17 protein-coding genes are annotated in these 20072 nt (G+C 69.7%); 2 read left to right on the top strand and 15 right to left on the bottom strand.

Annotated features, from left to right (window positions below; all coding sequences use genetic code 11):
* The first annotated feature begins 100 nt into the window (after positions 1–100).
* Positions 101–2437, top strand: a complete 2337-nt coding sequence (locus ASG72_RS06160; protein WP_082540135.1) for a xanthine dehydrogenase family protein molybdopterin-binding subunit — start codon at positions 101–103, stop codon at positions 2435–2437.
* Between the two features lie 24 nt (positions 2438–2461).
* On the opposite strand, the gene ASG72_RS06155 is transcribed toward ASG72_RS06160, so the two are convergent.
* The 4 genes from ASG72_RS06155 to treY all read right to left on the bottom strand — a co-directional run bounded on the left by ASG72_RS06155 (position 2462) and on the right by treY (position 8228).
* Positions 2462–2779 (bottom strand): NIPSNAP family protein, encoded by a 318-nt coding sequence (locus tag ASG72_RS06155; RefSeq protein WP_056710207.1) that lies wholly within the window; start codon positions 2777–2779, stop codon positions 2462–2464.
* Between the two features lie 78 nt (positions 2780–2857).
* Positions 2858–4948, bottom strand: coding sequence for a glycogen debranching protein GlgX (glgX, locus tag ASG72_RS06150; RefSeq protein ID WP_056710205.1), 2091 nt, complete (start codon positions 4946–4948; stop codon positions 2858–2860).
* A gap of 143 nt (positions 4949–5091) precedes the next feature.
* A complete protein-coding gene (locus ASG72_RS20265; protein WP_056710202.1) occupies positions 5092–5541 on the bottom strand; it encodes a DUF2934 domain-containing protein in 450 nt (149 codons plus the stop codon).
* A gap of 77 nt (positions 5542–5618) precedes the next feature.
* Positions 5619–8228, bottom strand: coding sequence for a malto-oligosyltrehalose synthase (treY, locus tag ASG72_RS06140; RefSeq protein ID WP_082540133.1), 2610 nt, complete (start codon positions 8226–8228; stop codon positions 5619–5621).
* Positions 8229–8381: 153 nt separating this feature from the next.
* On the opposite strand from treY, the gene treZ reads away from it, so the two are divergent.
* Positions 8382–10145 carry a malto-oligosyltrehalose trehalohydrolase gene (treZ, locus tag ASG72_RS06135; protein ID WP_244488724.1) on the top strand — a complete coding sequence of 588 codons (1764 nt, stop codon included), beginning with the start codon at positions 8382–8384 and terminating at the stop codon, positions 10143–10145.
* A gap of 16 nt (positions 10146–10161) precedes the next feature.
* On the opposite strand, the gene ASG72_RS06130 is transcribed toward treZ, so the two are convergent.
* From ASG72_RS06130 to ASG72_RS06080, 11 genes are all read right to left on the bottom strand, one after another.
* Positions 10162–10431, bottom strand: coding sequence for a hypothetical protein (locus ASG72_RS06130; RefSeq protein ID WP_056710196.1), 270 nt, complete (start codon positions 10429–10431; stop codon positions 10162–10164).
* A 9-nt stretch (positions 10432–10440) separates the two neighbouring features.
* Complete coding sequence (locus ASG72_RS06125) at positions 10441–10677, bottom strand: hypothetical protein (RefSeq protein ID WP_056710194.1); 237 nt, start codon at positions 10675–10677, stop codon at positions 10441–10443.
* 147 nt (positions 10678–10824) lie between these two features.
* A complete protein-coding gene (locus ASG72_RS06120; protein WP_056710192.1) occupies positions 10825–11880 on the bottom strand; it encodes a DNA topoisomerase IB in 1056 nt (351 codons plus the stop codon).
* A gap of 2 nt (positions 11881–11882) precedes the next feature.
* Positions 11883–12359, bottom strand: coding sequence for a DUF3833 family protein (locus ASG72_RS06115; RefSeq protein ID WP_056710190.1), 477 nt, complete (start codon positions 12357–12359; stop codon positions 11883–11885).
* A gap of 68 nt (positions 12360–12427) precedes the next feature.
* Positions 12428–13852, bottom strand: a complete 1425-nt coding sequence (locus tag ASG72_RS06110) for an ATP-binding cassette domain-containing protein (protein WP_056710188.1) — start codon at positions 13850–13852, stop codon at positions 12428–12430.
* Positions 13849–14673: an ABC transporter permease gene (locus tag ASG72_RS06105; protein ID WP_056710187.1), complete on the bottom strand. Its 825-nt coding sequence runs from the start codon at positions 14671–14673 to the stop codon at positions 13849–13851. The genes ASG72_RS06110 and ASG72_RS06105 overlap by 4 nt, the downstream gene beginning before the upstream one ends.
* The gene (locus ASG72_RS06100; protein WP_056710185.1) at positions 14670–15614 is read right to left on the bottom strand and encodes an ABC transporter permease; all 945 of its coding nucleotides are present in this window, start codon (positions 15612–15614) and stop codon (positions 14670–14672) included. Before ASG72_RS06100 ends, ASG72_RS06105 begins: the two co-directional genes overlap by 4 nt.
* Positions 15611–17146, bottom strand: a complete 1536-nt coding sequence (locus ASG72_RS06095; protein WP_056710183.1) for an ABC transporter substrate-binding protein — start codon at positions 17144–17146, stop codon at positions 15611–15613. Before ASG72_RS06095 ends, ASG72_RS06100 begins: the two co-directional genes overlap by 4 nt.
* 120 nt (positions 17147–17266) lie before the next feature.
* The gene (locus tag ASG72_RS06090) at positions 17267–18046 is read right to left on the bottom strand and encodes a transporter substrate-binding domain-containing protein (RefSeq protein ID WP_200939904.1); all 780 of its coding nucleotides are present in this window, start codon (positions 18044–18046) and stop codon (positions 17267–17269) included.
* Complete coding sequence (locus tag ASG72_RS06085; protein WP_056710181.1) at positions 18046–19011, bottom strand: 2-hydroxyacid dehydrogenase; 966 nt, start codon at positions 19009–19011, stop codon at positions 18046–18048. Before ASG72_RS06085 ends, ASG72_RS06090 begins: the two co-directional genes overlap by 1 nt.
* A gap of 37 nt (positions 19012–19048) precedes the next feature.
* Positions 19049–19873: a creatininase family protein gene (locus ASG72_RS06080; protein WP_056710971.1), complete on the bottom strand. Its 825-nt coding sequence runs from the start codon at positions 19871–19873 to the stop codon at positions 19049–19051.
* Between the last annotated feature and the right edge of the window lie 199 nt (positions 19874–20072).

Genomic DNA, 20072 nt, shown 5'->3' with positions numbered 1-20072 from the left:
AAGGCAAAAGCGCACGCTTCCCATGCCGGCATGTCTGTTGCTCCGCCCTACGAATAGGGCATGACAGAAGGCGTCAGCGAACGCAGCGGGGCAGGCAGGCATGAGTGACGGCGATTTGGTCCCGCAGCAGGCGCCGCCAGGCGCGCCCTTCGACGATCCGCGCTCGCTGAGGCGGCGCGAGGACCACCGCTTCCTGACGGGCGCCGGCGATTATCTCGATGATCGCCCCGCCGACGGCATGCTGCATGCGGCTGTGCTGCGCTCGCCCCATGCCCATGCCCGGATCGTCGCGATCGATTCCGAGGCCGCCGCCGGCCTGCCGGGCGTGGTCGCGATCTACAGCCATGCCGATATCGCCGCGCTCGGCCCGATGCCGACATCGCTGGCGCTGAGCACAGGCGCGCCTCTCCACGTGCCGGAACGGCCGGTGCTGGCCGGCGGGCATGTGCGCCATGTCGGCGACGGCGTCGCCTTCGTGGTGGCGGAGAGCGCCGATGCGGCCCGCCTCGCCTGCGAGGCGATCATCGTCGATTACGACATCCTGCCCGCGGTCACCGATCTCGCCGCCGCCGCGGCGCCGGGCGCGCCGCAGCTCTGGAGCCAGGCGCAAGGCAACATCGCCTATCGCTACGAGCGCGGCGATGCGCAGGCGGTCGCCGATGCTTTCGCCGTGGCCGACGAGATCGTCACGCTCGATCTGGTCAACAACCGGATCGTCGCGGCGGCCCTCGAGCCCCGGGTCGCGATCGGCCGCTTCGATCCGGCGACGGCGACCTATCATCTCGCGATCTCGGCGGCTTCCGTCCATGCGATCCGGCAGGAGCTGGCGCAGGGGGTGTTCCGCCTGCCGCTCCACCGCCTGCATGTCTCCAGCCCCGACGTCGGCGGCGGCTTCGGCATGAAGAACGTCACCTATCCGGAATATGCGCTGGTCCTGTGGGCGGCCCGTCAGCTCGGCCGGCCGGTCCGCTGGGTGGCGGACAGGATCGAGGAGTTCACCGGCGGGGCTCATGCCCGCGACAATCTCACCACCGCCAGCCTGGCTATCGACCGGAAGGGGCGCTTTCTGGCGCTGTCCATGCAGACGCTCGGCAATGTCGGCGCCTATGTCTCCTCGCTCGGGCCGGGCAGCGCCACCAACGCCGCCGCCAATGCGATGGGCGGGCTCTATGCGATTCCGGCGATCCGCATGGAGGTCACCGGCGTGTTCACCAACACCGCGCCGATCGACGCCTATCGCGGCGCCGGCAAGCCCGAGGCGAATTATCTGCTGGAGCGGCTGGTCGACGAGGCCGCGCACCGGCTGAAGCGCGACCCGGCGGCGCTGCGCAAGCTGAATTTCATCACGAGTTTTCCGTATCGCAGCGCCTTCGGCATCACGATCGATTGCGGGGATTTTTCGGGCAATCTCGACCGGGTGCTCGCGGCGGCGGACCAGGCGGGCTTTCCGGCACGCCGCCGGCAGGCGCGCAAGCGCGGGCGGCTGCGCGGTTTCGGCATAGGCTGCTTTCTCGAAACCTCGCGCGGGCCGCCGAACGAGGAGGCCTGGCTGACGGTGCAGGCCGATGGCACGATCGAGATGGCGGTCGGCACCCAGTCGAACGGGCAGGGCCACGAGACCAGCTTCGCCCAGGTGCTGGCGGCGCGGCTGGGGCTTTCGGTCGACGCCTTCAGGCTGGTGCAGGCCGATACGCAGCGTGTGCCGCGCGGCGGCGGGCATGGCGGGGCGCGCTCCCTGCATCTCGGCGGCGGGGCGCTGGTGCTGGCCGCGGAGGACCTGCTCGCGAAGGCGCTGCCGGTCGCGGCGCAGCTGCTGCAGGTGAGGCCGGAGGCGCTGCGCTTCGAGGCCGGTCGCTTCGTCTCTCGGGAGGAGCCGCTGCGGGAAATCGGGCTCCTGGCCGTGGCGGCGCATGTGCGGGAGAGCAGCGGCGCGCCCCTGTCCAGCCATGGCGATCATCGCTGCGATCTGATGACCTTTCCGAACGGCGCCCAGGTGGCGGAGGTCGAGGTCGATCCCGAGACCGGGCTGGTCAACGTGCTGCGCTATGTCGCCGTCGATGATTACGGCACGCTGGTGAACCCGTTGCTGACGGAGGCGCAGGTGCATGGCGGGCTCGCCCAGGGGCTGGGCCAGGCGCTGATGGAGGAGGCGGCCTATGATGCCGATTCCGGCCAGCTGCTGAGCGCGAGCTTCATGGATTACGCGATGCCGCGTGCCGCCGACCTGCCGGATTTCGAGCTCGCCATGGTGGAGATCCCGACGCGGTCGAACCCGCTCGGCGTCAAGGGCAGCGGCCAGGCCGGCTGCATCGGCGCGCCGCAGACGGTGATGCACGCGATCCTCGACGCGCTGCGCCCGCTCGGCGTGCGCCATCTCGACATGCCGGCGACGCCCGCGCGGATCTGGCATGCGATCCGCCAGGCGCGCGGCGGCTGAGCAGGGGCAGGGCGCCCCGGCGCATCATTGCAGCGGCGAGAAGAAGGCCGGTTTCACGATGCGGTTTTCCATGCGCTCGATGAAGGCGCGCGTCTTGGGGATGAAGGCGAGCCAGCCGGGATCGGCATAGAGGCGCTCGCGGCGCTCTTCCCGGTCCTGATGGCTGTCATAGCGCCAGATCATGATGACCTGGTTCAGCTCCCCCACCTCCGAGCAGAACCAGGCGACGGAGGGACCGAGGAAGCGGCAGTGAATCGCGTGCCCTTCCGCGTGGTAGAGGTTCAGATAATCCTGCAGCAGCCCGACCCTGATGGTGTAGGTGCGCATTTCGAAGATCGCCATTCGGGCCTCCCGGGGGGCGCGGATGATCCGCTGCCGCCCGGAAGGCTCGGCCGGTGCGAAGCCGGCGTCAACCCGCTGCTACATCAGGACGATCAGCGAACGCGGGACCAGGTTCAGGACATCGTCCGCCTCCAGCCCCTTGCGGCCCTCATCCGATTGCGGCCCCGTCTCGGTATCGAGCACCACCGACCAGCGGCCGGCCTTGACCCGGGGCGGCAGCTTGAACGGCACCTCGCCGTCGAAGCTGTTGAACAGGATCAGCGCCTCGTCGCCGCCGACATCGACATCGGGCATGTGCAGCAGCAGGCCGATGGCGCGCAGGCCGGGATCGTCCCAATGCTCCTCCTGCTGCTCGCCGCCGGCCGGGTTGACCCAGCGCAGCAGGCAGCCGTCGCGGAAGCTGGCGCGGCGGAAGATCGGATGGTCCGCCCGCAGCTTGGCCACGCGCCTGACGAAATTGGTCAGCGCCTTGTCCCGCCCGGTCAGCTTGTCCCAATTGATCCAGGAGAGCTCGTTATCCTGGCAATAGACGTTGTTGTTGCCGTTCTGGGTATGGCCGAGCTCGTCGCCGGCGAGCAGCATCGGCGTGCCGTGCGAGAGCAGCAGCGTCGCCAGCAGATTGCGCTTCTGGCGCTCGCGGGCGGCGATGATGCCGCCATCCTCGGTCGGCCCCTCCACACCGAAATTGAAGGAGAGGTTGTGGCCGTGTCCGTCCTTGTTGTCCTCGCCATTCGCATCGTTGTGCTTCTCGTTGTAGGAGACGAGATCGTTGAGGCAGAAGCCGTCATGGGCGGTAATGAAGTTGACCGTCGCCCAGGGCCGGCGCCCACGCAGATCATAGACATCCCCCGAGCCGGTGATGCGGGCGGCGAGATCGCGAACCACCCCTTCCTCGCTCTTCCAATAGGCGCGGATCGTATCGCGGTACTTGTCGTTCCACTCGGCCCAGCCAGGCGGGAAGCCGCCGACCTGGTAGCCGCCGGGGCCGATGTCCCAGGGCTCGCCGATCAGCTTGACGCGGCGCAGCACGGGGTCCTGGCCGATCGCGTCGAAGAAGCCGCCGCGCTGGTCGAACCCATGCGGCTCGCGCCCCAGAATCGTGCCGAGATCGAAGCGGAACCCGTCGACCTCCATGACCTCGACCCAGTAGCGCAGCGAATCCAGGATCATCTGCAGGACCCGCGGATGGCTGGTGTTGACGGTGTTCCCGGTGCCGGTGTCGTTGATGTAGAAGCGCGGCTCGTCCGGCATCGTCCTGTAATAGGAGAAATTGTCGATGCCCTTGAAGGACAGGGTCGGGCCCAGCTCATTGCCTTCGGCGGTGTGGTTGTAGACCACGTCGAGGATCACCTCGAGCCCGGCATCGTGGAAGCGGCGAACCATGTCGCGGAAGGAGCGCAGGCCGGCGCGACCCTTGTAGCGGGTCTTCGGCGCGAAGAAGCCGATGGTGTTGTAGCCCCAGTAATTGTTGAGGCCCTTCTCGAGCAGGTGGTGATCGTCGCAGAAGGCGTGGACCGGGAGAAGCTCGACCGAGGTCACCCCCAGGCTCTTGATGTAATCGACGATCGCCTGCTCGCCGAGGCCGTCGAAGGTGCCGCGCATCGGCTCGGGCACCGCGGGGTGCAGCTTGGTAAAGCCGCGCACATGGGTCTCGTAGAAGATGGTGCGGTCCCAGGGGATGCGGGGACCGGGCGGCGGCGCGCGCTCCGACGCCATGTCGGTGACGACGCATTTCGGCATGAAGGGCGCGCTGTCGAGCGTGTTGAAGCTGAGATCGCGATCGGTCTCGGCATCCTGCTCATAGCCGTAATGCGCCGCGTTCCAGCTCAGGTCGCCGGCGAAGTCGCGGGCATAGGGATCGAGCAGCAGCTTGTTGGGGTTGAAGCGGTGGCCCTCCTCGGGGGCGAAGCGGCCATGGACACGGTAGCCATAGAGCTGCCCCGGCTTCACGCCGGGCAGATAGCCGTGCCAGATCTCGTTGGTGTATTCGGGCAGCGGGATGCGGGCGATTTCGGTGGTGCCGCTCTCGTCGAACAGGCAGAGATCCACGGAATCCGCCCAGGCGGAAAACAGGGCGAAATTGGTCCCCTCGCCATCATAGGTCGCACCGAGATCGTGCGGGTGGCCAGCCTCCACCGCGTAGGTCGCCGTCTTCGTCCTGTCGAGCATCGTCGCATCATCCCCGGACAGGCCGGGGCGAGGCGGCGGGCCATTCCGCACCTTCTGCCGCCGAAGCTTCACATCACCTGCCGCGGAGCTTCAACGTGTCGCGCGCTCGCGTGTTCCTGACCGGCGGCGCTGCTTTGCGCGGACTAGCTGCTCTTGCGCGGAGTCGAGCTGCGGGCCGTCCCGGCGGCGGATTTGGCCGTGCCGGAGCCGGATTTGTCCGAACCGGACTTGCTCGCGCTGACCTTGCTCGCGCCGGACTTGCTCGTGCTGGATTTGCCCGGGCCGACCTTGGTCGCGGCGGCTTTCGCGGGCGGCTTTTCGGCCGCGGCCTCGCCTGCGCCGGCTTTGGCGTCCGCCGAGCTGCCCGAGGCCTTCGCCGAGGCCTTGCCCGACGCCTTCCCGGCGCTCTTGCCCGAACTCTTGTCCGCAGTCTTGGCCGAGGTCTTGGCAGAGGATTTGGCGCCCGCCTTCTTTTCATCCGCCGCCAGCTGCTGCTCGGCGCGCTGCCAATGGTCGGAATCGCGCCCTTCCGGCCGGCCTTCGGCCTCCCAGATGGCGTAGGCCTTGTCGCGGACGATCTTCTCGCGGTTCATTACGGGTCTCCTTTCATGACACAGCGAATAACCGGACGCTGCGAAGCCGGTTCCGATGGCGCCGATCTGCGATTCCCTCAGCAGGCGCCGCGCCAGACGCCGACCGGGCAGCTGCCGAGCGCCGTCCCGACCAGGATGTCGCCCTCGCCCAGGGCGGCGCCGATCACGGGCTGCAGATCCCGCAGACCGGCGGGCCGCACGAGTTGCGTATCGGCCCACCATTCCGGTTGCGGCGCGATCGCATCGGCGTCGCACATCCCCGTCTCGGCATGGATCACCGCGCAGACGAGGACGGCGCGGCCCTGATGGCGTCGCAGGAAGGCCAGGATATTGCCCGTTCCCTCGCCGGTCACCGTGACGGGCTCGTAGCGTCCGGCGGCGAAGAGCGCCGGCTCCTGCCTACGCAATTGCAGCAGATCGCGCAGCAGGCGTTGCTTGACCCGGCCGTCGCGCCAGGATCGGCAAAGCTCGGCCAGCGGCGCATCCTCCGCCAGAGCGGTCTCCCGCGCGGCATAATCCACCGGGCGCCGGTTATCCGGGTCGACCAGGCTGAAATCCCAGAATTCCGTGCCCTGATAGATGTCTGGCGCGCCGGGCAAGGTGCATTTCAGCGCCATCTGGACGATGCCGTTGAGCGCTCCGGCCGGGGCGATCCGGTTCTGCAGCCGGTATAGCGACGCCAGGAACGCCTCGGAGCGGGCGGGGTCGAGCAGCGCCTCCAGGAAGCCCTGCGCCTGCGCCTCGTAATCCTCGTCCGGCATCGCCCAGCCGCTGTGCAGCTTGGCCTCGCGCAGGGCCTTGCGCCACCAGCCGCCGACGCGCTCCGCCAGCATCCGCAAGCCGGCGCCATCGCCCGGATCGAGCTCCAGCGGCCAGGCCCCGAGCAGGGTCTGGTAGAGCATGTATTCATCGCCCGCCGCCAGCGCCTGCGGCCGCAACGCCTGGTTCAGCCCGCGCCATTCGCGCACGGCCTCGTCCCATTCCTGGGGCATCTCGCTGATCACCGCGAGCCGCGCCCGCAGATCCTCGCCACGCTTGTGATCATGGGTCGCGGTCGCCAGCAGCGCGCGCGGCCAATCCGCGGCCCGCCGGCGCATCCTCTCGTGGAATTCTCCGGGGCTCATCGCGAATTCCGCGGGGTCGAAGCCGACATCGTTGCGCGAGAGCAGGCGGCCATAGCGATAGAAGGCCGTGTCCTCCACCGCCTTGGCGGCCAGCGGCGCACTGAGCTGGTGGAAGCGCCGGATCAGCCCGCTTCGCAGCCCCGCGCTGGCGGCGGAGACCGGCCCGGCCAGCATCTCGCGCAGCAAGGTCAGCGCCTGCCGATCGGCATAGGGCTGGGCAAGCGCTGCCGCCAGGGCCTTGTCCAGCGCCGGCTCCAGCGCCGCCTCGTCTTTCTCGCCGGTGACATAGCTGCGATAGACGCGCAGATGCACCAGCACATCGGTCAGGCCACGCCTCAGCGCGGCGCGGGTGATGGTCGCGTCCGGCCGCTCCGCCGCGGCCAGTTCGGCCAGCGCCGCGACCAGCCATTCCCGCTGGCCGTCGAAGCCATGCTCCAGGATCTCGCGGCGGGCCGCGACCTCCTCATCCGCGAAGCTCGGGCTGCGGCCGCTGATCCCGGCCCAGCTCCGCGCCAGAGGCTGCGCAGCGGCTTCGAGATGCTGCAGCGCCGAGACCTCGTTCATGAAATCATAGCCGGTGGTGCCGTCGACGTCCCAATCGGGCAGCTCCTCACCCGCCGCGAGAATCTTCTCGACCAGCAGCAAGGCGCGGCCGGGAGCGGCGTCCTCGGGGCGGCGGGGCTGGCGCGCATCGAGCTCGAGGCGCAGCTCCCTGCAATAGCGGGCGGGGTCGGCGAGCCCGTCGATATGGTCGATCCGCAGCCCGTCGATCAGCCCCTCCTCATAGAGGCGCAGCGGGATCGCATGGGCGGCCGCGAAAGCCGCCGGCTCGTCCATCCGCACCGCGCCGAGCTGGGTGACGTCGAAGAAGCGCCGCCAATTGATGCGGTCGCCGGCATTGCGCCAATGGTCGAGCACGAAGTTCTGGCGTGCGAGCAGCGCCCGCAACGCGGCCGGATCGCGGAAGGCGTCCTGCCCCTGCCCGTCGATCCCGGCCTGGTCCTCGGGCCGGATCGGGAAGAGGTTGTCGCCGTAGCGCAGGGCATAACCCGTCTCGCCTTGTCCCTTCTCCAGCGCGAGGCCGCCCTGCGCCAGCACGGCCTGCAGCGGTTCGCCGAGGAAGGGGGCGTGGACCTTGCCCTTCAGCACGGGGTCGGCGCTGTCGAAATCCACGTCGAACCAGCCGGCATAGCGGCTGGCGGGCCCGAGCCGCAGCAGGTCCAGCCACATCGCATTGTCGTCGCCGCCGACCGCGACATGGTTGGGGACGATGTCGAGGACGATCCCGATCTCGTGCCGGCGCAGGGCCGCGGCCATGGCGCGGAACGCCTCCTCGCCGCCGAGCTCGGGATTGACCGCGTCATAGGCGATGACGTCGTAGCCATGCAGGGAGCCGCGGCGGGCGGTCAGGATGGGCGAGGTATAGACATGGCTGATCCCGAGCCGCGCCAGATAGGGAGCCAGTGCCGCCCCCTCCGCGAAGGGAAAATCCTTGTGGAATTGCAGGCGATAGCTCGCGCGCAGGGCCACCGGGGCGCTGGGCTGGGGCTGCGATGTCGGCATGGTTCAGCTCGGTTGGCGCCGCCTGTCGCGGCGGTTGCTGAACCTGAGGCGGTGCCTCTTGTTCCCGCGGCTTTGTGCAGCGCAGGAGGGCGGGAACAGCGGCCGGCGCGAGCGGGTTGCGCTGGCGACGATCGACCCGCCCGGAGATGAGACGTGTCCCTTCCCGTTGAGACGATGCCGGCCCGGCGCGCTGCGCATTTCGGCCCGGAATTCCTGGCGGATGGCCGGGTGAGGTTTCGTCTCTGGGCTCCGGGGCTGAGTTCGGTCTCGCTCGCGATCGAAGGGGCGGCGCCCCGGGCGATGATGCCGATGGCGGAAGGCTGGTTTTCCCTCGCCTGCGAGCCGGAGAGCCGGCGCTACAGGTTCCTGCTGCCCGACGGCACGGCCGTTCCCGATCCCGCCTCGCGGGCGCAGAGCGGCGACGTGCATGGTTGGAGCGTGCTCGTCGACCATGACGCGCATCGCTGGCAGGATCGCGGCTGGTCCGGCCGGCCATGGCCGGAGATGGTGATCTACGAGCTGCATGCCGGGTTGGCGGGCGGATTTTCCGGCATCGCGGCCGAGCTGCCGCGCCTGGCCGAGCTCGGCGTCACCGCGGTGCAGCTGATGCCGATCGCCGATTTTCCGGGCCGCCGCAACTGGGGCTATGACGGCGTCCTGCCCTTCGCGCCGGACGAGGCCTATGGCACGCCCGAGGATCTGAAGCGTCTGGTCGAGGCGGCGCACAGCCTGGGGATCTGCGTCTTCCTCGACGTGGTCTATAATCATTTCGGGCCGGAAGGGGCCTATCTCCATCTCTATGCGCCCGCGGCCTTTCGCGAGGACATCCACACGCCCTGGGGCGCGGCGATCGATTTCGAGAACCGCCATGTCAGGGATTATTTCATCGAGAACGCGCTGATGTGGGTGCGCGACTACCGTCTCGACGGGCTGCGCTTCGATGCGGTCCACGAGATCGGCAGCCGCGACTTCCTGCTCGAGCTGGCGCGGGAGATCCGGGCGGAGGCGGGTCCCGGCCGGCATGTCCATCTCGTCGTGGAAAACGAGAACAACGATGCCGGCCTGCTGGAATCCGGCTTCGACGCGCAGTGGAACGATGATTTCCATCATTGCCTGCATGTGCTGCTGACCGGCGAGAGCGAATCCTACTATGCCGGCTTCGCCGAGCGGCCTGCGGAGAAGCTGGCGCGCTCGCTGGCGGAGGGCTTCGTCTATCAGGGCGATCTCTCGCGGCATCGCGGCCGGTCCCGCGGCCAGCCGAGCGGGCATCTGCCGCCCACGAGCTTCATCAATTTCGTGCAGAACCACGACCAGATCGGCAACCGCGCCTTCGGCGACCGGCTGACGGCTCTGTGCCGACCGGAGCCGGTCAAGCTGGCAACGGCGCTGCTGCTGCTGACGCCCGCCATCCCGATGCTGTTCATGGGGGAGGAGGTCGGCTCCGCCTCGCCCTTCCTGTTCTTCACCGATTATCACGATGCGCTGGCGGATGCGGTGCGCGAAGGGCGGCGCAACGAGTTCGCGGAGTTCGCAGCCTTCGGCGATCCCGCCGTGCGCGACCGCATTCCCGATCCGAATGATCCGCAGAGCTTCGCGCGATCGCGTCCCGAGCCCTGCCGCGACGGGGCCGCGATCTGGGAGGATTTCTATGCCGAGCTGCTGGCGCTGCGCAGACAGCATCTGGTGCCCGGACTGGCCGGTGCCACCAGCCTCGGCGCCGAGGCGCTGGGCGACAAGGCGGTCCGCGCCGGCTGGCGGCTCGGCGACGGCCGGATCTGGTCGGTGATCGTCAATTTCGGAGAGGAGCCGGTGCCGCTTTCGATGCCGGAGGGACGAACGGTCTTTTCACGCGGCGAGGTCGGTGGCGGCGCGCTGGCGGGAGAGAGCCTGGCCGCCATCCTCGGCGGCCAGGCCTGAGACCGGGACCGGGCGGTCAGGATTTGCCCGGGCCGGTCGTCTTGCCGGTGTCGCCGACGCGGGCGCCATGGCTGCGGCTGAGGTTTTCCGTATGGGTTCCCTCGCGGCCGGGATAAGTATCGGTGCTGTCGACCTGGGCTTTGGTGATGCCGCCCTGATGGGCCGTCCGATCCTCGGGGATCTTGGCGGCCGGCGGGGCGGCCTGCTTCAATTCCAGGGCCTTCTCCATCGATTGCTGCAGGGGTGTCTTGTCGTCCTGCTCGTCGCGTCTGCTCTGATCCGACATGATGCTCTCCTATCCGTGGCCGCGGTTCTGTTGGCGGGTGCCGGCGTCCTTGTTGGCCTGGCCCTGACCCTGCTGGCGCGGCGCACCGCCGGCGCCGTCGCCGCCGCCATTCTGCGAGCTGGTGCCGTCATTGCGGCTCTCTTCGCTCTGGGGCGACTGGTGGCCTTCGCCCTGCGTGCCCCGTGAAGGACCGTCATCCTGGCCCTTCTGCTTGTAGCTCCGGTTGTCGTGATCGCGGCTGGTCATGGCGACCTCCTCCGTTCCTGCTTGCATGGCTGGAATGGAGGCAACGTCCCGGCGGCGGCTTTGTGCCGAAAGGGGGTAAAGCTTTATCGAGGCGTCGACGAAAGGCGGCGCGGATTTGGCCGCCGTCACGGGCCGCGACGCGGCGCGTCAGCGCGCCAGCAGGCCGAGCGCCCGCTCGATGCGCGAGCAGCCGGCCCGGGCGCGGGCCTTCTGGAAGCAGCGCTGCAGCTTGCCGCTGGCATAGGAGGCCACGACGATCGCATGGACATAGCTCTTGCGCACCACGGTCGGCGTGTTCACCAGCCGCTCCGAGATCGCCCGCATGATTTCGGCCAGCTGGCGCTTGCGGCCCGGCTCCGTGGTCGCGGCCTCGCCGGCCAGCAGGAGCTCCGCCGCTGCGGCGTTGGCGGCCAGCATGCGCAGATCCTTGCTGCTGATCGGCAGGCCGGAAACGCTCTTGAGATAGGCGTTGATCTCGCCGGCGGTGATGGCGGCGACGCTGCCATCCTCGCGGCGATACTGGAACAGGCGAGGACCGGGCAGAGTGGCGAGACGCGTCAGCGCGCGCGCCAGCCTCGGATCGCTATGTGCGCAGGCGATGTCCTTGCCCGCCTTGCCGCGGAACGACAATTCGATCCGGTCGCCGGTGACCTTTACGTGCCGCTTCAGCAGGGTCGAGGCGCCGTGGCTGCCATTGGTCTTGGCATAGGTCTCGTTGCCGACCCGGATATGACAGCTGTCGATGATGCTCGCCGCACAGGCGAGGGCTTTCGTGCGCGAGAGATGCCGGTCGCGCAGATCGCGCGCCACCGCAGCGCGCATGCGCGGTAGCCCGTCGATCAGCCGCTGCAGGCGGGCGAGCTTCTTTTTCTCGCGCACCTTCTCCCATTCCGGGTGGTAGCGATGCTGGATGCGGCCGGCCTCGTCGAGCCCCACCGCCTGGAGATGGGCCCGCGGATCGGCCGCGATCCGGACATCGCGATAGGCGGGCGGGATCGCCAGCGAGCGGATCCGCGACAAGGTCTCGGCGTCGCTGATGCGCGCGCCGTTCTCGTCGAGATAGGTGAAGCCCTTGCCGGCCTTGCGGCGGCGGATGCCGAGATCCTCGGATTTCACGCGGCGCAGCCGCAGCGGGCGCGACGCGGTCGGCAGCGCGGCCTTGGCAGCGGCTTTGGCGGCCGGAAGAATCGCCTGGAGGCTCATGGTCAATCCTTCCGGTAGAAGACGGAGAGGGTGGCGATCTCGATGCCGAGCTTGGTCACCGAAGCGCGGGCGACCAGCGTCCGCTCGTCCTGCAGCCAGAACCAGTCGTCGAAGCCGAGCAGCGTCTCGGAGCCGTCCTTGGCCGGGACGCTGCGGCTGTAGCGCCAATGATAGGCGTTGCCGGCCTGCTCGCCCTGGGCGACGTCCTCGATCCTGGTCTCGCGGCCCTCATAGCGATGGTCGTCGCGCTTCATGATCGTCCAGTCGAGCCTGTCGATCTGGCCATCGTCGAAATGATAGGTCTCGGTGAGGCTGAGGGTGCGGCTGGGCTCGTCCCAGCGACCCGACGCCTCGATCCGGAACTGCCGCTGCAGCGCGCCGAAGCGGCTCTGCATGATGCCCCAGCCCAGCGTGGTGCCGCTGAAATAGCGCTCCAGCAGCAGGGCCGGCTTGCGGCCTTCAAAGTCCTCGATCTTCAAGGGAAATCCTCTGTCCGCGACGCTTCAGGCAACGCGGCTTCGGGGCCGGCGGTTCCCGCGGCGGCGCGTCAGGCGGAGAGGTCGAGGATCTCGTCGGCGCTCGCGGCCAGCAGGCTGCGGTCATGGCCGATCAGGATCAGCCCGATCTGCCTTTCCATCACGATGTCGCGCAGCATCAGCATGGTCTGGCGCTGCACGAGCGGGTCGAGCCGCGAGGTCGGCTCGTCGGCGATCACCAGAGCGGGCCGCAGCAGCAGGATCCTGGCCAGCGCCAGACGCTGCGCCTCGCCGCCCGAGATCGCGCCGGCATGGCGCAGGAGCAGCCGCTCGTCGAGCTTCAGCCGCTCCAGCAGAGGCGGCAGCTCGCGCGCCAGAGCGAGATCCGGCACCACCTCGGCCAGATCCTCGAAATGCCGGCCGATCGTCCGGTGCGGCATGAAGACCGAGGCCGGGTCCTGGTGGAGCTTCTGATAGGCGCGCCGCAGCGCGGCCCTGCCCGCAGGGTTGCGATAGGGGTCGATGCCCTGCCAGGAGACGGTGCCGGAGATGGGTCTCTGCAGGCCGAGCAGGATGTTGCCGAGCGTCGACTTGCCGCAGCCGCTCGGCCCCGTCACCGCCAGGACGCCGCCGGCGGGAACATGCAGCTCGAGATCGGTGAAGAGCGGCGCCCGCCGGCGGTATCCGAAGCGCAGCGCATGGGCGGCAAGGACCGGCTCGTCGACGGCGCAGCAGCGCAGGCAGGGGCGCCACCCCGCGGGATCGGCCTCGAGCCAGGCGCGGGTATAGGGGTGGCGGGGCGCTTCCAGCACCTCGCTGACCGGGCCCTGCTCGACGATGCGGCCCTGGTGCAGCACGGCGACATCCGCCTCGAAGGCGCGGGCCAGGGCGATGTCATGGGTGATGACCAGCAAAGCGCGCCCACGCGCCACGAGATCGGCCAGCAGCGCCCGGCTCTGTCCGATCCGGGCCGCATCCAGCCCCTTGGTCGGCTCGTCGGCGATCAGCAGCGGCGCGCTGCCGACGAGCGCCGACGCGATCAGCACGCGCTGCGCCATGCCGCCGGACAGCTCGCCGGGGAAGGCGTGCCGCGTCTCAGCCGCCAGGCCGACGGCGGCCAGGGCCGCGCCGGGCGTGAGCGCCATCGGCCGCTGCGGCGCGGTGAGCTGCCGGCCGATGCGCATCGTCGGGTCGAGCGCGGCGCGCGGCTCCTGCGGCAGCAGCATGGTCTCGCGCGCCCAGAACAGCCGCAGCAGGCCGGACTGGCTGGCGGGTACCGGATCGTGGCCGTTGATGGCGATCGTCCCGGAGGCCGAAAAGCCCGGAGGCAGCAGCCCCATCACCGCCTGGGCGATCAGGCTCTTGCCGCTGCCGGTCTCGCCGATCAGCAGCGAGGCGCGGCCGGGCTGCAAAGCGAGGTCGATATCCGCCACCAGCGCGTCGCCGCGCGCATCCCGGATCGTCAGGCCGGAGAGGAGCAGGGCCGGGGCGCTCATTCCGGGTCTCCGGAGCCGGGACTCTCCGTCAGCGCCTGCCCGAGCAGGGTCGCGGCCAGCACCGTCAGGAAGATCGCGAGGCAGGGCGCCGCCATCTGCACCGGCGCCTCCGCGATATAGGGCAGGGTCTCGCTGATCATGGCGCCCCATTCCGGCGTCGGCGGCTGCAGGCCGAGCCCGAGAAAGCCCAGCGCCGAGATCGACATGATCGCCGCGCCCAAGCCCAGCGTCGCCAGCGTCATCGTCTGGCGCAGCACCGCCGGCAAGACATGGCGGCGCAGGATGGTCGAGGCCGGAAACCCGGCGAGCCGCGCCGCTTCGACATGGGGCTGCGCCAGCTCCCGCAGCGCGATGGCGCGGGCGAGCCGCGCGAATTGCGGCCAGAGCGTCAGCTTGATGCCGATCAGCATCGGCAGGATGCCGCCGCCCAGAAAGCCGGCGATCAGCAGGGCGAGCAGGATGCCGGGGAAGGCCAGCATCAGATCGGCCAGCCGCATGATCAGCATGTCCCCCCAGCGGCCGGCCTGGGTGGCGAGCAGCCCCAGCGCGAGGCCCGTGCCGGTGGCGATGGCGACGCAGGACAGCGCCAGGCCGAGCGAGCGCAGCCCGCCATGGGCCAGCCGCGCCGCGACGTCGCGGCCGAGATGGTCGGTGCCGAGCGGATGGGCGAGCGAGGGTGGCTCCAGCGCCAGCAGCAGATCCTGGGCGGTCGGATCCTGCCGCGCCAGCAGCGGCGCCAGGATCACCAGCATCGTCACCCCGGCGAGCAGAGCGAGCGGCGCCATGATCCTGCGATCCTGGCGGAGGGCCGCGCCGATCATGTCGGGCTCCCGCCGGCATGACGGGGGCCGAGCGCCAGGCAGATCATGTCGGCGCCGAGATTGACGCAGGCATAGAGCAGTTCGATCACCAGCCCCGCCGCCATGATCATCGGCACGTCGCGCGCGATCAGCGATTTGACCAGAAGATCGCCCAGGCCGGGATAGTTGAACAGGGTCTCGACGATGACGAAGCCGTCGACGACATAGGCGAATTGCAGCGCCGCGAAGGTGGCGACCGGGATCGCGGCGTTGCGCAGCCCGTGATGCAGGAAGGCCTGGCCGGCCGAGCGGCCCCGGATGCGGGCGAAGGTCATGTAGAAGGCCTGGCGCACCTCGACCACGGCGTTGCGGATGATCCGGACCGAGAAGGCGGCGAGCCCCAGGGCCAGGGTCAGCGCCGGCAGGACGAGATGCGCGCCGGTGCGGTGGCCGGCCGGCGGCAGCCAGCGCAGGCTCAGGGCGAAGAGCGAGATCAGGCCGATGCCGATCATGAAGCTCGGCATGGCGGCCAGCGCGACCGCCGCGGCGTTGGTGGCGCGATCCAGCGCCTTGCCCGGCCGGAAGGCGCAGGCGATGCCGAGCGGCAGCGCGATCAGATAGGAGAGCAGCCAGCCGAGCGCGCCGAGCCCGAGGGTGAAGCGGGCATGATAGGCGAGATCCTGCCAGACCGGCCTGCGCGAGACCAGGGAATGGCCGAGATCGAGGCTGGCGATCCGGCCGAGCCAACTCAGATATTGCCGGTAGAGCGGGCGATCCAGCCCCTCTTCCCTGCGGATCCGGTCGGCCGCTTCGGCGGTGACGCGGTCGTCGCCGAGCCGCGCCGCCGCGATGCGCAGCGCGGTATCGCCCGGCAGCGCATGGACGAAGGCGAAGCAGAGGCTGGCGAGCAGCCAGGCGGTCAGCAGCGCCTGGCTCAACCGCGATCCGATCAGGCCGATCACGCGAGCTTCATCCGCTCGACGAGATAGCGCGCCTCATAAGGGTCGATCGCGACCTGAGCGACGCGGCCGGAGACGGCGACGGAATGCTCAGACCAGGACACCGGCACGACCGGCATCTCATCGGCGAGCAGGCGGATCATCCGCCCGCGCAGCCCGTCCTTCTCGGCGTCGTCGAAGCTCGCGACATAGGCGTCCGTCAGCTGGCGCATGCGGTCGCGTCCGTCCCAGCGTACGCTGCCCCAATTCGATCGCTCGCGCGTGAAATCGGGGATGAGCGTCGCCACCGGCTCAGGCACGTTGACATAGGTGCGCGAGACCAGCGTCAGCTGCATCGTCCCGTCCTTGATCGCGGCGGGAACGCTGTTGCCGGGCCCGACCTCGATGACGATCTCCATGCCGATCTGCCGCAGCTGGGCCTGCAGGGCCGAGGCCATGACCGGCAGCTCCGGGCGGTTGGCCAGCGTCAGCAGCTTGGCCGCGAGGCGCACGCCGTCCCGGCTCCTTATGCCGTCGGCTCCGCTGCGCCAGCCGGCCTCGTCGAGAAGAGCCCGCGCCGCCGGCAGATCATGGCCGAGCGCCGGCAGGTCCTTGCGGTACCAGCTGGCGAGGATCGGCGGCAGCAGCTGCGTGGCGCGCGAATCGGGATGGCGCAGGATGGCACGCGCTATGCCGTCGCGATCGACGGCGAGCGAGATCGCGCGGCGGACCCGGACGTCGCCGAACTGGGGCAGGCCGCAATCGAAGAACAGGGCGCGGCCGCGCGGGATGGTCAGGCTCCGGACCTTCATCCGCCCCGCGGCATCGATGCGGGGGATGGCGGTCGGCGCGAGGGTGTAGACGAGGTCGGCGTCTCCGGCGATGGCGATATTGGCGCGCGTGTCGCCATTGACCACGGCGGTATAGCGGGTTCTGGCGATGGCGGGCCGGCCGGCCCAATGGCCGTCGAACCGTTCCGACTCCAGCGTCGTCTTGCCGTCGACCGAGACCAGCCGGTAGGGGCCGGTGGCGACGATGCGCCGGACCTTGCCGTCGGCTCCGTAGGAGGAGGGCGCCAGGATCACGGCGGCATAGTCGCAGAGGAAGGCGGGCAGCAGGCTGAACGGGGTGCGGGTGCGGATGACGACTTCCCCGGCTTCGACCGAGACCCGGTCGATCGGCACGGCGGAGAGGCTCTCGCCGATGAAGGCCGCCTTCAGGCTCGCGGCGACGGCCTCGGCCATCACCGGCGTGCCGTCATGGAAGAGCGCCTTGCGCAGGGTAAAACGCCAGGTCAGCCTGTCCTGCGACAGGGTCCAGCTCGCGGCGACGCCGCCGACCAGTCGGCCGTCCGGCTCGACCTGTACCAGCGTCTCGGCGATGCCCATGCGCGTCAGGATATAGCCGATGTCGGCGGGGTCGTCGGAGGTGTATTCCCAGGGCGCAACGACGCGCAGCACATCGTCCTCCGCCCCGGCGCGAGCGAGGCCGGGGAGGAAGGGCGCGGCGAGGGACCCGGCGAGCAGGGCACGGCGGGAGAGGGGCGAGCGGAACATAGGGGTCTCCTGAAGGCGAATCCGGCCAACGGCCGGACACCAACGTGTGATACATTATAACATTACACTACTGTCAATGCCGCCGGCGCGTATCCCTGCCCGGTGGCGCCCCCGCCCCGGCTAGGCGCGTTGCGCCACGCTCAGCCCCTCGATCCCGTGACGGGCGATGAGCTTCGCGACGAAGCCGGTCTCGATCGACGCCGTCACGAAATCCTGCAGAAAGGGCTGCGCGGCCGCCTTGCGCAGCGGGGTCCCCAGAGCCTGCTGGACCGCCATGAAGCGTCCCGGAAGCAGGATCGAGCCGGGCATGGCCAGGAGATCCTTCACCAGCCTGGGCCGCAGCCCGGCCAGCGCCTCGAGCCCGCGGGCCGCGAAAACCATCGCCGCTTCGTCGATCGTGCCCGTTCGCACCAGCTCGGCCTGGCGGATATGGCGGTCGAGCCAGAGCCCATAGGCGGTGCGGTCGGTGACGGCGATGCGGACGCCCGGGCCGTCGACGGCGGCCGGCGTCCGCAGCGAAGATCCGGCCGGTACGAGATAGGTCGCCTCGATCTCGGTATAGGCCGATGTGAAACCGATCACCGCGGCACGCTGCGGCTCGGCACCCAGCAGGGCGACGTCCCATGCGTCGGTTGCGGCCGCATCCGCCACCAGCCCGGGCGAATCATAGCAGATATGGTGGACCGGCAGGTCGAGCAGCGCGGCCAGCGCCCATGCCATGTCGGGCGCGACGCCGACCGGCGTGCCATCCGCTTCGCGCCCGGAGACCAGCAGGAAATTCGACAGGTTGATGCCAGCGCGCAGAACGCCGCCGGGCGCCAGCAGCGCCACCAGTTCCGGCGTCGGTGGGATCATCCGCGCACGCAGCGCCGCGATGTCGATTGGAGGATGGCTCTGCATCAGATCACGCGGTCCTGCGGCTGGACGGGTTCGCCGCGCGAGACGCGCAGGATGTTGCCGAACATCTGCAGCACCGTCTTGTCGAAATTCTCGGCGACGATGGCGGCGAGATGCGGCGTCACCACCAGATTGTCGAGGCGCAGCAGCGGCGAATCGGCCGGCAGGGGCTCGACCGAGAAGACATCCATCGCCGCGCCCGCGATCCGCCGGGTCTGCAGCGCCTCGATCAGGTCCGCCTCGACCACCACGCCGCCACGGGCGACGTTGACGAGGATGGCGGTGGATTTCATCCGCGCGATGGCCCGGCTGTCGATCAGCCCCGTCGTCTCCGCCGTCAGCGGGCAGTTCAGCGAGACGACATCGGCCGCCTCCAGCAGCTCCGGCAGGGCGGCGAAGCGCGCGCCATGGCCGGCTTCCTCCTCCGGCGTCAGCCTGTGGCGCTTGCTGTAGAGGATGGTGCAGCCGAAGCCGCGCAGCAGCCTGGCGAAAGTCTGGCCGATGGCGCCGAAGCCGACGATGCCGACGGTCTTGCCCGAGAGCATGAAGGTCTCGCCCGGCAGGCGGCCGCCGCGCCATTCGCCCTGTTTCAGCTCGGCATGGGCATAGGCGATGTAGCGCAGCGCCGCGAGGGTGAGGCCGAGGGTGAATTCGGCGACGGGCAGCGCATTGCTGCCGGCGGTGCGGGCGACCGCGATGCCGCAGGCCCGCGCCGCCTCGAGATCGAGATTATCGACCCCGACGCCCCATTTGTGGAGCAGCTTCAACCGGCGGGCCGCGCGCAGCACCGTGGCGCTGACGCCGACCTGGCCCGAGATCGCGTAATCGGCCTCGGCGATGATCTGCGCGAGGTGCTCGTCGCCGCGGGCGGTGCCATGGGTCAGCACGAAGCCCGGCGGCAGCAGGGCCCGCAGCCTTGCGGCGCGCTCCGGTGCGAGGGGATCGAGGACGACGATGGTCTCGGGCATGGCGCGGGTCCGGTGGGCGCTGGAAAGGGGGGTGCGGTCAGGCGGGCACCCGGGCGGCGAAGTGCCGGATGAAGCGCGCGCAGAGATCCGTCAGTCTCTCCGTCAGCGCGGCGCCGGTCTCGGCCGAGCTCAGCTTCGGGTCGCCCTGGCCGACGCCGAGGGTGAAGCTGTCCTCATAGCCATTGGGCATGGCGATCTCGGCGCCCTCGAAACTGGCGGTGCCCAGGCCGGTGAAGGGCAGGTCGAGCACCGGGTCCCGCTTCAGCGGCCGCTGCTCCGGAATCAGATCCTCGCGCATCAGTTCGGGGAGGAGATGCAGGCCGATCGAGGTCAGCGGATCGGCGCCGTGACCGGCCGCTTTCGCGGAGGTCTCGGCTCCGAGGATGCCGGGCAGCAGCGCAAAGCCGATGCGCCAGAGATAGAGGCTCGGCAGCAGGATGCGCCGGCTGCGATAGAGCTCCCGCGCCACCTCGGCGATCGGCTCGACATTGCCGCCATGGCCGTTGAGGACGATCAGCCGGGTCAGCCCGTTGCGATGCAGGCTCGCGACCATCTCGCCGATCACCGATGTCAGGGTCGCCTGGGAGAGGGCGATGCCGCCGGGCATGGCGCCGAAGAAATCGGCCCCGCCGAAGGGCAGCACCGGCGCGACCAAGGTGCGCACGCCGGCCTTCGTCGCGCGCAGCGCCGCCAGCTCGGCGATCTTCTCGGCGAGCAGATAATCGCCCATCGGCGCATGCGGGCCCTGATCCTCCTGGCTGCCCATGGGCAGCAGGATGACCGGGTTGGCGGCGAGGATCGCGCGGGCTTCGCCGCCGGTGATCGTACCGAGATGGACGAGCGGGTCGGTCCTGGCGGCCATCAGCCTCATTCCCTGCGACGGGGCCGGCGCGCATCGACGGCGCCAGCCTGGTTCAGGCGATAGCGGATCGCCGCGGCTGGCGCCATGCCTCTGCGGAAGAGGTCAGCCATGCCGCCAGCGGGCGGGGGCTTCATGCCGCCAGCGGGCGAGGCCTGCCTGCGCTCAATCGTCCTCGTCCGGCAGCAGCTCCCGCGCGCGT

The organism is Allobosea sp. Leaf344 (assembly GCF_001426225.1).
In the GTDB taxonomy this organism is placed as follows: domain Bacteria; phylum Pseudomonadota; class Alphaproteobacteria; order Rhizobiales; family Beijerinckiaceae; genus Allobosea.
Note: the sequence above shows the minus strand (reverse complement) of the source record. Positions and strands in the feature narration are given on the sequence as shown.

Coding starts and splice junctions, on each gene's coding strand:
- ASG72_RS06160 (WP_082540135.1), top strand. CDS start 101: ATGAGTGACGGCGATTTGGTCCCGCAGCAGGCGCCGCCAGGCGCGCCC.
- ASG72_RS06155 (WP_056710207.1), bottom strand. CDS start 2,779: ATGGCGATCTTCGAAATGCGCACCTACACCATCAGGGTCGGGCTGCTG.
- glgX (WP_056710205.1), bottom strand. CDS start 4,948: ATGCTCGACAGGACGAAGACGGCGACCTACGCGGTGGAGGCTGGCCAC.
- ASG72_RS20265 (WP_056710202.1), bottom strand. CDS start 5,541: ATGAACCGCGAGAAGATCGTCCGCGACAAGGCCTACGCCATCTGGGAG.
- treY (WP_082540133.1), bottom strand. CDS start 8,228: ATGCCGACATCGCAGCCCCAGCCCAGCGCCCCGGTGGCCCTGCGCGCG.
- ASG72_RS06130 (WP_056710196.1), bottom strand. CDS start 10,431: ATGTCGGATCAGAGCAGACGCGACGAGCAGGACGACAAGACACCCCTG.
- ASG72_RS06125 (WP_056710194.1), bottom strand. CDS start 10,677: ATGACCAGCCGCGATCACGACAACCGGAGCTACAAGCAGAAGGGCCAG.
- ASG72_RS06120 (WP_056710192.1), bottom strand. CDS start 11,880: ATGAGCCTCCAGGCGATTCTTCCGGCCGCCAAAGCCGCTGCCAAGGCC.
- ASG72_RS06110 (WP_056710188.1), bottom strand. CDS start 13,852: ATGAGCGCCCCGGCCCTGCTCCTCTCCGGCCTGACGATCCGGGATGCG.
- ASG72_RS06105 (WP_056710187.1), bottom strand. CDS start 14,673: ATGATCGGCGCGGCCCTCCGCCAGGATCGCAGGATCATGGCGCCGCTC.
- ASG72_RS06095 (WP_056710183.1), bottom strand. CDS start 17,146: ATGTTCCGCTCGCCCCTCTCCCGCCGTGCCCTGCTCGCCGGGTCCCTC.
- ASG72_RS06090 (WP_200939904.1), bottom strand. CDS start 18,046: ATGCAGAGCCATCCTCCAATCGACATCGCGGCGCTGCGTGCGCGGATG.
- ASG72_RS06085 (WP_056710181.1), bottom strand. CDS start 19,011: ATGCCCGAGACCATCGTCGTCCTCGATCCCCTCGCACCGGAGCGCGCC.
- ASG72_RS06080 (WP_056710971.1), bottom strand. CDS start 19,873: ATGGCCGCCAGGACCGACCCGCTCGTCCATCTCGGTACGATCACCGGC.